At 59.0% G+C, this 12,317-nt stretch carries 15 protein-coding genes; 3 read left to right on the forward strand and 12 right to left on the reverse strand.

Annotated elements, in window-relative coordinates:
* Positions 1-2 precede the first annotated feature (2 nt).
* Positions 3-1,556 carry a polygalacturonase PglA gene (gene pglA, locus PL599_RS02710; protein WP_269824073.1) on the forward strand — a complete coding sequence of 518 codons (1,554 nt, stop codon included), beginning with the start codon at positions 3-5 and terminating at the stop codon, positions 1,554-1,556.
* Between the two features lie 8 nt (positions 1,557-1,564).
* Entirely contained in the window at positions 1,565-2,701 is a 1,137-nt protein-coding gene (locus PL599_RS02715; protein WP_269824072.1) for a glycoside hydrolase family 88/105 protein, read from the forward strand.
* Between the two features lie 13 nt (positions 2,702-2,714).
* Here PL599_RS02715 and PL599_RS02720 read toward each other — a convergent pair whose 3' ends face one another.
* Positions 2,715-2,951, reverse strand: a complete 237-nt coding sequence (locus PL599_RS02720) for an acyl carrier protein (protein WP_026372446.1) — start codon at positions 2,949-2,951, stop codon at positions 2,715-2,717.
* A gap of 304 nt (positions 2,952-3,255) precedes the next feature.
* On the opposite strand from PL599_RS02720, the gene PL599_RS02725 reads away from it, so the two are divergent.
* Entirely contained in the window at positions 3,256-4,353 is a 1,098-nt protein-coding gene (locus PL599_RS02725) for an acyltransferase family protein (RefSeq protein WP_271358790.1), read from the forward strand.
* Positions 4,354-4,720: 367 nt separating this feature from the next.
* Here the strand turns inward: PL599_RS02725 and PL599_RS02730 are convergent, their stop codons facing one another.
* From PL599_RS02730 to PL599_RS02780, 11 genes are all read right to left on the reverse strand, one after another.
* Positions 4,721-5,008 carry a hypothetical protein gene (locus PL599_RS02730; protein WP_269824070.1) on the reverse strand — a complete coding sequence of 96 codons (288 nt, stop codon included), beginning with the start codon at positions 5,006-5,008 and terminating at the stop codon, positions 4,721-4,723.
* Between the two features lie 545 nt (positions 5,009-5,553).
* Entirely contained in the window at positions 5,554-5,691 is a 138-nt protein-coding gene (locus tag PL599_RS02735) for a hypothetical protein (protein ID WP_162854307.1), read from the reverse strand.
* Positions 5,692-5,787: 96 nt separating this feature from the next.
* Positions 5,788-6,003: a hypothetical protein gene (locus PL599_RS02740; protein WP_077984196.1), complete on the reverse strand. Its 216-nt coding sequence runs from the start codon at positions 6,001-6,003 to the stop codon at positions 5,788-5,790.
* A gap of 38 nt (positions 6,004-6,041) precedes the next feature.
* The gene (gene rpsU, locus PL599_RS02745) at positions 6,042-6,278 is read right to left on the reverse strand and encodes a 30S ribosomal protein S21 (protein WP_077984195.1); all 237 of its coding nucleotides are present in this window, start codon (positions 6,276-6,278) and stop codon (positions 6,042-6,044) included.
* Between the two features lie 27 nt (positions 6,279-6,305).
* Positions 6,306-6,596, reverse strand: coding sequence for a cold-shock protein (locus PL599_RS02750; protein WP_077984194.1), 291 nt, complete (start codon positions 6,594-6,596; stop codon positions 6,306-6,308).
* A gap of 109 nt (positions 6,597-6,705) precedes the next feature.
* Complete coding sequence (locus tag PL599_RS02755) at positions 6,706-6,915, reverse strand: cold-shock protein (protein ID WP_003508146.1); 210 nt, start codon at positions 6,913-6,915, stop codon at positions 6,706-6,708.
* Positions 6,916-7,196: 281 nt separating this feature from the next.
* Positions 7,197-7,367 (reverse strand): hypothetical protein, encoded by a 171-nt coding sequence (locus tag PL599_RS02760; RefSeq protein ID WP_162854306.1) that lies wholly within the window; start codon positions 7,365-7,367, stop codon positions 7,197-7,199.
* 336 nt (positions 7,368-7,703) lie between these two features.
* Positions 7,704-8,939, reverse strand: coding sequence for a Gfo/Idh/MocA family protein (locus PL599_RS02765; protein ID WP_269824069.1), 1,236 nt, complete (start codon positions 8,937-8,939; stop codon positions 7,704-7,706).
* Positions 8,940-8,958: 19 nt separating this feature from the next.
* Positions 8,959-9,780, reverse strand: a complete 822-nt coding sequence (locus PL599_RS02770) for a sugar phosphate isomerase/epimerase family protein (protein ID WP_269824068.1) — start codon at positions 9,778-9,780, stop codon at positions 8,959-8,961.
* Positions 9,781-9,804: 24 nt separating this feature from the next.
* Positions 9,805-10,968: a dihydrodipicolinate synthase family protein gene (locus PL599_RS02775; RefSeq protein ID WP_271358791.1), complete on the reverse strand. Its 1,164-nt coding sequence runs from the start codon at positions 10,966-10,968 to the stop codon at positions 9,805-9,807.
* 10 nt (positions 10,969-10,978) lie between these two features.
* Positions 10,979-12,121 carry a Gfo/Idh/MocA family protein gene (locus PL599_RS02780; protein WP_269824066.1) on the reverse strand — a complete coding sequence of 381 codons (1,143 nt, stop codon included), beginning with the start codon at positions 12,119-12,121 and terminating at the stop codon, positions 10,979-10,981.
* Positions 12,122-12,317 lie beyond the last annotated feature (196 nt).

A 12,317-nucleotide genomic window follows, 5' to 3' on the forward strand; every position in this document is an offset into this window, starting at 1 on the left:
GCATGAACGAACCACTTATCATCGCGTCTTCGGCGCGAATGGCTGCGCTTTGCCTTGCTGCGCCCGGCGCCCGATATTTCCTTCCGTCCAAAACGGAATGGCGTCTGACGTCGCCGGATGGCGACGAACGGCGCGGTGAAACCGCATCCGTGGTGACGCTGCTGGATGATCTCTCTCCGGATACTCGTTATCTCTTCGAAGCGGAGGGGTTCGCGACGCTGGCGTTCAAAACCGCCTCCTGCGCCGGGCTTGTCGAGGCTGCGGCATTTTCCCTGATGTCGAATGTTGCGCTCGATGATGAAGAAGGTGCGCGCGCCAACGCGCAGGCGCTGGAAAGGGCCGTGGCCGCGGTGCCGCACGGCGGCACGTTGCGTCTCGGGGGCGGTCTCTGGACGGCATTTCCCGTACGCCTCAAAAGCAATATGACCTTCCACCTTGCCGAAGGAGCCGTGTTGCGCGCGCCCTCCACCCGCAGGGGCTGGCCGATCCTGCCTGCCCGCGATGAGGCAGGCCGTATGCTTGGAAGCTGGGAAGGCTTGCCGGACGCCTGTTTCGCCGCGCCGGTTCATGCGATTGCGGCAGACAATCTCTTCATCGAGGGCAGGGGCGTTCTCGACGGTTCGGGCGACAGAGGCGATTGGTGGAGCTGGCCGAAAGAAACCCGCGATGGCTCGCGCCGGCCGCGCGGCCTGCATCTCGTTTCCTGCCGGAAGACAAACCTGCTCGGTTTCACGATCCGAAACGCTGCCTCCTGGACGATCCATCCGCAGGGCTGCGAAGACTTGGTTGCCGCCGGCCTCAGCATCGTCGCGCCCCATGACAGCCCGAACACCGATGGTTTCAACCCGGAAAGCTGCCGCAACGTCACGATATCAGGCGTGCGCTTTTCCGTCGGCGACGATTGCATTGCGGTGAAGGCGGGAAAGCGCGGTCCTGATGGCGAGAACGATCATCTTTCGGAAACGCGGGGCGTTCGGGTGCGCCATTGCCTGATGGAACGAGGCCATGGCGGGCTGGTGATCGGTTCGGAAATGTCCGGCGGTGTGCATGACGTGGCGGTTGAGGATTGCGAGATGGTCGGCACGGATCGCGGCCTGCGCCTCAAGACACGGCGCGGGCGCGGCGGCACCGTCAGCAACATTGCCATGCGCCGGGTGCTGCTGGATCGCGTGCAGACCGCGCTTTCCGCCAATGCTCATTATCATTGCGATGCCGATGGACATGACGACTGGGTGCAATCGCGAAACCCGGCACCGGTCGATGGCGGCACGCCTTTTATCGACGGCATTAGCGTGGAGGACGTCGAAATCCGCAATCTCTCCCATGCGGCCGGCGCTTTTCTGGGCCTTGCCGAAGCGCCCATCCGCAACGTTGCCATCCGCAATCTCACCATCGTCTCGCGCGATGCCTCGGCCATCGCAACGCCGCCGATCATGGCCGACGGGGTGCGTCCCATGCGCCATGAGGCGATTGTTTTCGAGCAGGCGCATATAGTCTGCGATAATCCTGCCCTGTTGAGCGATGCTTCCGTTTCCATTGTGTCAGATTCCAATTGAGAAAACAGATGAAAGCCACTGAATATTTTGATCAATTCTCCAGTCTTTATAAACATTACAAGGGCGGAAGCTGGTGTTATGAGGATGGATGCGTTTATCGCGGCCTGCAACAGCTGTTCGAGGCGACCGGGGAGGCGCGCTGGAACGATCATCTGCATCGTCTCGCCGATGCGCAGATAGCGCCAGACGGCATGCTCGCCGGTTACGATCCGCACGAATATAATATCGACCATATCCTTGCCGGCCGTATCCTCTTTCCCCTTGCGGCGGAAACGGGCGATCCGCGTTACCTCGCTGCGGCGGAACATCTGGCGGGGCAACTGCGCAGCCATCCACGCATCGCATCCGGAAATTACTGGCACAAGAAGCGTTATCCGCATCAGGTCTGGCTGGACGGGCTATATATGGGGCTTCCTTTCCAGATAGAATATGCGCAGGCGACGGGCCGGACGGAACTGATCGACGATGCGCTGCGGCAGTTTTCAGCAGCGCTCGCGGCGACGAAGGATAGCGGCGGGCTTTATGTCCATGGTTATGACGAGAGCCGCAGCCAGCGCTGGGCCGATCCTCAAAGCGGAAAATCTCCCGCCATATGGGCACGCGCGGTGGGCTGGCTCGCCATGGCGCTGGTGGACGCGCTGGCCACCCTGCCGGATGACGATGCGACGGTGGCGCTTCGCAACAAGACGCAGTCGCTTCTGGCCGGTATCATCGCCCGGCAGACCGAGACCGGCCTCTGGATGCAGGTTGTCGACAATCCGGACCTTGCGGACAATTATGAGGAAACATCCGCCTCGGCCATGTTCGCCTATGCTTTGCTGCGCGCGGCGCGGCTTAAGCTCGTGCAGGGCGAAGAGGCGAATGCCGCCCTTTCGGCGGGTCGCCGCGCGCTTGAGGCACTTCTTGAAACGCGGCTGAAAGCCGATGAAGAAGGCGTGACGCGCCTCACGGGCATCGTGCACGTCGCGGGCCTTGGCGGCTTCGAGGGCAATTATCGCGATGGAACGCCGAAATATTATCTGACCGAGCCGGTGGTGTCTGATGATGCCAAGGGCGTCGGGCCGTTGATGATGGCCTATGCTGAAAACCTGCTTCTGGCCAAGCGGCAGGCGCAGGCTGTTTCAGCGGCGTCATCTGCGGGGTAAATTCCCCCGTCGGTCACGCCTTGTTTTTTTCGACGAAACGGATGGCGTCGCCGACGGTCAGGATCGTGCTTGCGGCGGAATCTGGGATTTCCACCCCGAACTCCTCCTCGATTTCCATGACGATCTGAACCGTCTCCAGAGAATCCGCGCCGAGATCGTCAGCAAAATTGGCATTGTCCACCACATTGGCTGGGTCTGCGCCAAGCTGGTCCACGATGATTTTTCTGATACGTTCTGCAATGGTGGACATGGTGAGACTCCGCGAAAGTTGCCTGTCGCCGAACCATCTGAATTTGCGCCGAAGATATCCAAGCGAAATCAAACTGAAGTTTCGAAAGGACAGGCCGCAGAGTCAAAGGCTCGGAAGATCGATGACATCCGGACGTAGCACGCCTTTCGCAGCCGCGAAAGAGTGTCGATCACCCGTTAGTATTCCATAATAATATGGGACGTTCGCCACGTTAAACAGTTTGTGACTGGCGGCGGTGAACCGCAACGCGGTAAAGCTCGTTGCCTGTGAACCTCAAATCCGTCAGCCACGCCGAGCCTCACACATGGTCCAGTCGCCCCCGGAACGCTTCATCTTGCTCGACGGCATAAGGGGCGTGGCCGCTCTTTTCATCGTCCACCGCCATGCCGAAAATCTCTTCGGGAAAAGCACGGTTTCGAGTTATCTCGCCGTGGATCTGTTCTTTGCACTCAGCGGTTTCGTGCTCGCGCACGCCTATAGCCGGAGGCTGGCCGAAGGGGCGATTACGCCAGGCTTTTTCATGAAGACGCGCTTCGCACGTCTCTACCCGCTTTATGTGCTGGCGCTGGCGCTGATGGCGGCCTATTTCATCTGTCTCTACGTGCTGGGCCTGCCGACGCCGATCGACGATCTGCACCGTCTCATCGATCCGGGCGAGCTTGCTTTCGCCTTGGTAACAGGGCTGCTCTTTCTTCCGGCGCCCTTTACGCTCACGCTGAACGGTGCGCTGTTTCTCGTCAGCCCGGCATGGTCGCTTTTCAATGAGCTGGTGGTGAATGCGTTTTACGCCCGCTTCGGTGTCCGGGCCACGCCGAAACAAACCGCCGCGGTGCTCACGGTCAGCGCCCTTGTGTTGATGGTGGCTGCCGCCGAGTTTGGCCGTTTGCATGCCGGTTTTCGCTGGCATGAAATGTATGCCGGCATGGGGCGAGTGTTCTTCTCGTTTTTTGCTGGCGTGCTTATTTACCGTTTCCGCAATCGCGTGCCGCAGTTGAAACCCTTTCAGGCGGCGCTTTGCCTTCTGCTGGTCTGCTTCATTCTGGCCGTGCCGATGTCGCGCGAGCTTCGGCCGTTCTTCGATCTTGCGGTTGTCCTTGTCGTCTGGCCGCTCCTGCTGTTTATCGCCAGCAAGACGGTTCCGGGGCGCGGGGTGTCAATGGTGTCGGTGTTCCTCGGCACGGCGTCCTATGCGGTCTATGTGCTGCATATTCCGCTTCTGGCCTGGACGGAGCTTCTTATCCCCGCGGTGCACCGGGAAAACTTCGCTTTGCCGGCCGGCCTTGTTTTTCTCATCGGCACGACATGCCTGTCATGGTTGCTGACGGTCTATTACGATCAGCCCGTTCAGAAATGGCTGAAGAACCGGTTGAGAGAGCGGAGCGAAATCCGCCAGCCGGTATGACCCTGCCTCGCGGCTGAAAACCTCAATAATGGGCGAAAATCGGGGCTGTCAGCACAAAAGCTGCGACGAGGCTGATGATCGTCAGTTTCGCCGCTCGCATGCGGCGCATTTTGCGGCCGCTCCAGTCATACGTCATACTCACCTCCACGCAGACGCAAAACTTACCGGTATGGGAAACAACCGAAACCTGGCGCAGACCTGTCATGGCCCCGCAACGCACCGGATGCACATTCGATACCCGAACTCCCGTACGCGCCTGATCGCGCGCGGGATGCTCAATTTCAGTGTTGCCTGATATACGACTTTTGCCAAGCCGTTATTTTCATCGGTGATTTTGAAGGCCGCCACGAAGAGGGCGGCATGCCCATCACTGGTAAAGAGGCGGCAGGCCCTGAATGGCGTAACGCGGCAGCGGTTTCCACGGTTTGACGCGCTCATGTTTGTGAACGCCGAACAGGAACAGCATTTCCTTCGAAATATCGGCAGGGTCGGTCAAGCCATCCTGAAAGAGCTGGATCACCTTGCGGGCGGCATTGTTGTAGAGAATGACTTCGCCATCCATGGTGTGGCTATCGTAACCGAGACCTTCCAGGACTGACTGAAGCATTTTCAGGTCCTGCGATGTGATGATGCAATTTTCGTGTGCGGAAGACATGAGGTCGTCCTTTCCTGCGGGAGTTAGAAAAAAACCGGAGCGTCGCGCTGCCGTCCAGAGATGGCGCTGGGACGCTTCAACGTTTCGAAATGCGGACGCGTCAGATAAACCGTTTCCGGCGCGTGCTGTCATCCATGTCGCGTGAATTGCGGATCGTTACCGCCGGCAACAGGCGGGACAGGGCTGAGGGCGCAACAGACCAGACGGTGGCAACGCCGCTTAGTTAACTATCACGGAGCCTGCGCCGTTTAAGGGGAATAGGCAAGTTAATTCCGCTAAACACGGTGGGAGATATAGCCGCTGCCGCAGGCAACAAAAAAGGCCGGGGCAATATTGCACCGACCTTCCTCATATCGCTCTCAACACCAGTGCCAGTACATCCGTGGTCAAAAGTCTAAAAGCGACTGGAGCAACTGCGAACATCGATTTCATTCGCGCTCACCAGCAGTTGCTATGAAGACATTTAGTTTGGCAATGTGGCCAAATCAAGACCTGCATTCATGGCGATGCATTTATTCGTCCTGATTTCCCAGCCACAGGGGGCGTCATGTCTTCTTGCCATCCCCGGTGGTTGCATTGGCAAACTTGACCTGCGAGCCTGGGGGGGCTGCTGCAGGTGTTTTCGTCTTGTCTTTTTTAGGTTTGCGGATTTCCTTGTTGCTGCGCAATTGACCCTTGGCCATGGTGTCCTCCTCCTGCTGAATTCATGAGGTCTCGAGCGGGTATTAATCATCCCCTCAAGACCCGTTTAACGGGGCGGTTCTGGAAATCCCGTCCGGCTATTTCTTGCCGGATCGTTTCTTTGCGGATGCGGGCGCGTCAGCGATAAATGACGCTTCCTGTGCCTCACGAAGCTGGCGAAGGCGCTCTGTTTTGCGGGCGCGCTGGTCGGCCTCGGTATTTATGATCTGTTTTGCGGCGTTATCCGTCAGTGATGCTTTGTCCTGTGCGGATAGTTTGCCGGGCTTGAAGAAAGCTTCTTTAGTCGCGGCCATGTCATTCTCCTTGACGTAAGAGAGCAGTATCAAAGGGCTTAGCGGGTGCGGGCGGCCTTCTTTGGGCCCGGCAGCAAGCCTTCGCGTTGCATCTTCTTCTTTTCCATCTTGCGATGGCGGCGTACGGCTTCGGCCTGTTCGCGGACACGCTTTTCCGAGGGCTTCTCATAGGATTCCCGCGCGCGCATTTCGCGGAAGATGCCTTCGCGCTGCATTCTCTTTTTCAGAACACGAAGGGCTTGGTCTACATTGTTGTCGCGGACGAGTACTTGCAAGAAATTCTCCTTCAGCAGCCCATGCTGCTACTTTCTGACTTTAATGGAACTCAGGTTGACCCAGCTGGATCCCGCTTCGCGCACCGAAGTGTTTTCGCTGACGCGTGGCGTCGGTGTGGTGGACGCTGACAAATCTATTTCGTCGATCGCAATACTGCGTTCGAAATTTTCATGCTGGAAGCGCACCCTGAGGCGAACGACGCCCTGTCCCTCCGGCATCACGGACATCACGCGCGCAGGACCCTTGGGCTGGTTGTTGCCGATGACACCGGGCTTCAGAAAAACCGTGTCGCCGCACTTGTAGGAATTTTTACGCATAGGACCTCCATGGCCCAAAAACAAAAGGCCGGGCTTTGACCCGACCTCTCACAGTCATCCTAACCTGCAGCCAGTACATCCGTGGTCTGCGAGTTGGAGATGACGAATATCAAGCTGCCTGAAGGTTATCAGCCGAGCTCTTGCCGGACCGACGGTCCTGGACGATCTCGTAGCTGATCTTCTGGCCATCGTTCAGCGAACGCATGCCGGCGCGCTCAACTGCGGAGATGTGAACGAAAACGTCCGTGCCGCCATTGTCAGGCTGAATGAAGCCGAAGCCCTTGGTGGCGTTGAACCACTTTACAGTACCAGTGTTCATAACGATTTCCTTTCGTAGAATCGTTGTGGTTCCCGCGATACCTTGCGGGATAAGATCGATTATTTGAGAGGAAATCCGACGGGGAACAGTCTGTTCCAGAACGACGTCACAAGCAATGGTCGATGAAGAAAATATAGGCGCAATTTTTGATTTTGCAATGGGCCCTGAAGGAAAAAGCGCCGGCGAGCAACGCTTGATCCGCTAAGTGTCTGTTTTACGGCGTTATTTCCCGATGACCCAATGTTAACCCCGGTCTGGCGCTGCCTTTGGTCTCACGCGCATCAACCTCCGCCGGGAGACACGTCTTTCGCATCGTCATCCGGCAGACTGCCTGCGCCCGGCGTCTTGTCGCAGTCAGTGAGGGAAGGTTTGGCGTGCGGGCCGGCCGGGGGAATGTCGTTCGGGCTGGAAGGCCCTTTGTCGACAGTTTTCGGCTTCGTTTTCTTCGTCATGTCGCGTCCTCCTTTTAGCAGGAAAACGCCAGGGAAAAGGCGCGGGTTCCGTTTCCACACCGCGCGGGCGCGCTTTTCCGCCGTCAGCGGCGGGAACGCGGCTTTTTCTCTTCTCGGTTCATATCTCGTCCGACCCATTTGAAGAACACAACGAGGCTGGCGCCGATGATGATGAGCGGAACGAAGGATTCAAAACTGGACATGACTCACTCTTTCTTCCCCCGGTGGCCATTTTACCGGCCTGAAAGAAGAGCGTAATCTGCGGAATATCGTCGGTTCTTTTTTGGCGATTGCCGTCTGCGGCCCAGCTGCCGATGAGGTCGCAGACGACAGCGGTTAAACGGGCAACGATTTCACCGTTGCCGTCCCGCCTTCACGGGCGCTTTTCAGCGCCGCCACGCCGGTCAGAACGGACATGGCGCCGGCGCGCGACCCCGCCCGCTGCCGCAGCCGGTCGTTGGAGCCAGGCTTGAAGATCATGTCGCGCATGCGGTTGTCGCCGCCATAGTGGCCGCCCGGCTCATGCGGCACCCAGATACGTTCCACGCCGCCGCCAAAACTTTTCACCAGCAGGATTTCATCGGCCGGCGGTTCCGTCCAGGGCTGCTTTTCATACTGGCGCATCTCGATGCGCCCCTTATGACCGTTGAAGGCGATATGGTGGCCCTCGATCGGCATATAGGTGTTGAGCGAATAGGAAACCTGCACACCGCTGGCATAACGGATTGAGGCGCTCATCGTATCGGGAATGTCGATCTCCTCACGGAAGACGCAGGCGTCACGCATATAACCGTCAATGCTCGAAGGATCTTCGTAAAGCGCATCGAGGAAGGGGTCGGCGCCGAGATCCATGAAATAATCGCACTCGGCCTTGTGCGGACAGGTGCGACAGCGCGTTCCCCGGAACGGACCGTTCTTGCCATAATGCAGCAATTGTCCGAACCCCTTCACTTCCACGGGATCGGAATCGAGATACCAGTTCAGGAGATCGAAATGGTGGGTGGCCTTGTGCACGAACAGGCTGCCGGAATGTTCGGTGAAGGCATGCCAGCGGCGGAAATAATCCGCGCCGTGGTGATTATCGAGATACCAGTGGAAATCGACCGAGGTAACCGTGCCGATGGCGCCGTCATCGATCAGTTCCTTTATGCGAGCGGCCGTGGGCGAAAAACGATAGTTGAAGGACACATCGACACGTCGGCCGCTTTTGGCTTCGGCTGCGCGAATGCGTGCGATCTTTTCCGGGGTGGTGGTCATGGGCTTTTCGCTGATGACATCGGCCCCGCCTTCCAGCGCGCGGATGATGATGTCGTCATGGGTGTCGTCCGGTGTGCAGACGATCACCAGTTCCGGGCGTTGCTCCAGCATCATCCGGTCGAAGTCGTCGTAAAGCGGCGCATTCGATCCCATCATGGCGCGGGCGCGCTCGGCGCGCATCAGGTTCAGGTCGCAAATGCCGACCAGCTCGACATAGTCGCTCCAGCCGGTCAGCAATTCGCGGCCCCACATGGTGGTACCGCGATTGCCGGTGCCGACCAGCGCGTAACGTTTGCGTTTCACCTTTTCAGGCATTGTCTCTCTCCCGGATATCTCAACAAACAGTCTTGAAGCGCTCAACCACGGTGGCGAGGACCTCATCCATCGGGCGTGCCTGCCAGCGATGCGAGAAAATCTCAACTTCTTGCGGGCCGTGGAAGCCGGCGGCCTCGATCATGGCGCGAAAGGCCTTGAGGTCAATCACGCCGTCGCCCATCATGCCGCGATCATTCAGCGGATCGGTGGTCGGCACTAGCCAGTCGCAGATATGGTGGGCGAGAATTTGCCCGTTCCTGCCCGCACGCGCCACTTGCTCCTCCAGTTCCGGGTCCCACCAGACATGGTAGACGTCGATGGCCACACCGGTGCCGGCGCCCAGCCGGTCGCAGAGATCGAGCGACTGTTTCAGCGTGTTGAAGCAGGCGCGGTCGGCGGCATAAAAAGGGTGGAGCGGTTCGATGGCCAGCGGCACGCCGGCGGCGCGGGCATAGGGCAGAAGCTCGGCCATGCCGTCCTCCACCATCTGCCGCGCACCCTTTAAATCACGCGAGCCGGCGGGCAGCCCGCCCACGACAAGCACGAGGCAGTCAGCTTTCATGGCGGCGGCCTCATCGACGGCGCGTTTATTGTCCTCAATGGCGAGCCGACGGCCTTCTTCGGTAGGAGCAGGGAAAAAGCCGCCACGGCAATGGCCGCTGAGGCGCAGCCCATTCTGCTCAACGATGCGTGCGGCTTCAGTAAGACCGACGCCGTGTACCTGTTCGCGCCAGGGCGAAATGGCGGTGATGCCATGGGCGAGGCAAGCATCGACGATTGCGCCAAAATCTCCGCCCTGACGCACGGTGGCGAAATTGATGGAAAGGCCTTCAAGGCTCATCTCGGTATCTCCCCTCGTTTTGCTTCACCCGATGCCGCGGACGGCCAGAAACGCCTTCATGCGGTGCGTGGCCAGATCAGGCTCGGTCAGCACATTGGCCTTGTCCGCCAGTCGGAAAAGCTCGGCGAAATGCTGCGTGGAGCGGGTGCTTTCCTGCCCGCCGATCATAGTGAAATGATCCTGCAACCCGTTGAGATAGGCGAGGAACACCACACCGGTTTTGTAGAAGCGGGTGGGAGCCTTGAAGATGTGGCGCGAGAGCGCCACCGTCGGCTCCAGAATATCGAAGAATTCATTGTCCGCCCCGTGCTTCAGGCAGGCCAGCGCTTTCGAAGCCGCCGGCGCTATGGCGTCGAAAATACCGAGCAGCGCGTCCGAATGGCCGTTCTCATCACCGGCGATCAGTTCGGCGTAGTTGAAATCGTCGCCGGTATACATGCGCACGCCTGCAGGCAGGCGGCGGCGCATGACGATTTCCTTTTCCTTGGAGAGAAGCGAAATCTTGATGCCGTCGATCCTGTCGGCATTCTCCTCGATCATGGCAAGGCATGTTTCCATTGCCGCCATATGGTCATTGGCACCCCAATAGCCCTCAAGCGCGGGGTCGAACATGTCGCCCAGCCAGTGGATCACCACTTTCTGCTCGGCGCGGGAGAGAACCCGCGCATAGGCCTTGAGATAATCATCCGGCGAGCGGGCGGTCGCGGCCAGCGCGCGGCTCGCCATCAAGATCACGCGCCCGCCTTCTCCCTGAACGAAATCAAGCTGTTCGAGATAAGATTCGATAATCTGGTTCAGGTCGTAACCGCCGCCATTCAGATGGTCGGTGCCGACGCCGCAGGCAATCAGAGCATCCTTGCGGCTGGCTGCTTCCTTCAGCGAACGGGAGATCAGTTCCTGCGCCTGCGGCCATGCCAGTCCCATGCCGCGCTGCGCCGTATCCATGGCCTCGGCGACGCCGAGGCCGAGGTCCCACAGGCGGTGACGGAAGCGCAGGGTCGCGTCCCAGTCGATGGCGGGCGTCAGCCACGGGTCGTTATCGGCAAACGGATCGGCCACCACATGGGCGGCGGCGAAGGCGACGCGGTTGAAATCCGCGGCACTTCGTTTCTCAACGGCGACCGGCGTGCCGGACAGCCTGTAGACCTCGATGCTGCGGTCGTCCTTCGGAAGCTTGAGTTCACTCACCTCTGCCTCCTTAGGAAATGGCGGGAACGTCGAGCCAGCGGCGTTCCTTCCACGATCTAAGACCCAGTTCGGCAAGCTGCACGCCCTTCACGCCTTCCATCAGCCCATAGGGCCAAGGGTCGTTGTCGACGAGGTGGCGCACGAACATTTCCCATTGCGCCTTGAAGCCGTTATCGTAGACGACATTGTCCGGCACTTCCTGCCAGGTCTTGTAGAAATCGATGGTCTGCGGCTGGTCGGGGTTCCAAACCGGCTTAGGCGTGTTGGCGCGGTGCTGGGTAAAGCATTTGGTCAGGCCCGCCACCGCCGATCCATGGGTGCCATCGACCTGGAAGGTCACGAGGTCGTCGCGACGCACCCGCACCGCCCATGAGGAGTTGATATGGGCAATGGCGCCGCCTTCAAGTTCGAAAGTGGCATAGGCCGCGTCATCCGCATCCGCCTTGTAGGCTTTGCCCTGTTCGTCAAAACGTTCCGGAATATGGGTCGCGCCGAGGCAGCTTACCGATTTTACCGGTCCAAACAGGTTGTCGAGCACATAACGCCAGTGGCACAGCATATCGAGAATGATGCCGCCGCCATCCTTCAGACGGTAATTCCAGGAGGGGCGCTGCGCCGGTTGCCAGTCGCCTTCAAAAACCCAGTAACCGAACTCGCCGCGCACCGAGAGGATTTTTCCGAAAAAGCCGCTGTCGCGCAGCATGGCGAGCTTGCGCAAGCCCGGCAGGAACAGCTTGTCCTGCACCACGCCGTGTTTGATGCCGGCGCTTTCGGCCAGCCGTGCAATGGCCAGCGCCTCTTCCATCGTGTCGGAAATCGGCTTTTCGCAATAGACGTTCTTGCCGGCCTTGATGGCTTTCTCCAGCAGGCTGCCGCGCATCTGCGTTGTGCCGGCATCGAAGAACAGCGTATCGTCGGGGTTCGCCAGCGCCGCATCGATATCGGTCGTCCAGCGTGCGACGTCGTGCTTTTTGGCTATTTCCTCAATCTTCGCGCCGTTGCGACCAACCAGAATGGGGTCGAGCATGACCCTTTCGCCGTTCTTCAACAGCACGCCGCCCTGATCGCGAATGGCGAGAACGGAGCGCACGAGATGCTGGTTGTAACCCATGCGGCCGGTGATGCCGTGCATGATGACGCCGATACGTTTCATGAATTTCCTCCCAAGGCGGCCTTTTCCCGAAAGCCGCTTCCGTCAAAAATGGCAATTTGTAACCATTTGGTTATTTGTGTTCGTGAAAGGTGCGATCTGTCAAGGTGTTTTTGATAGGAAAAATTCATGAGGTGAGGATCGCTGAACTTACGGGTCTCCACCGCGTCGCAAAAAGAAAACGGCGCGCTTCGCGGAT

Source organism: Agrobacterium sp. ST15.16.055, from assembly GCF_027956555.1.
Taxonomy (GTDB): Bacteria; Pseudomonadota; Alphaproteobacteria; order Rhizobiales; family Rhizobiaceae; genus Agrobacterium; species Agrobacterium salinitolerans.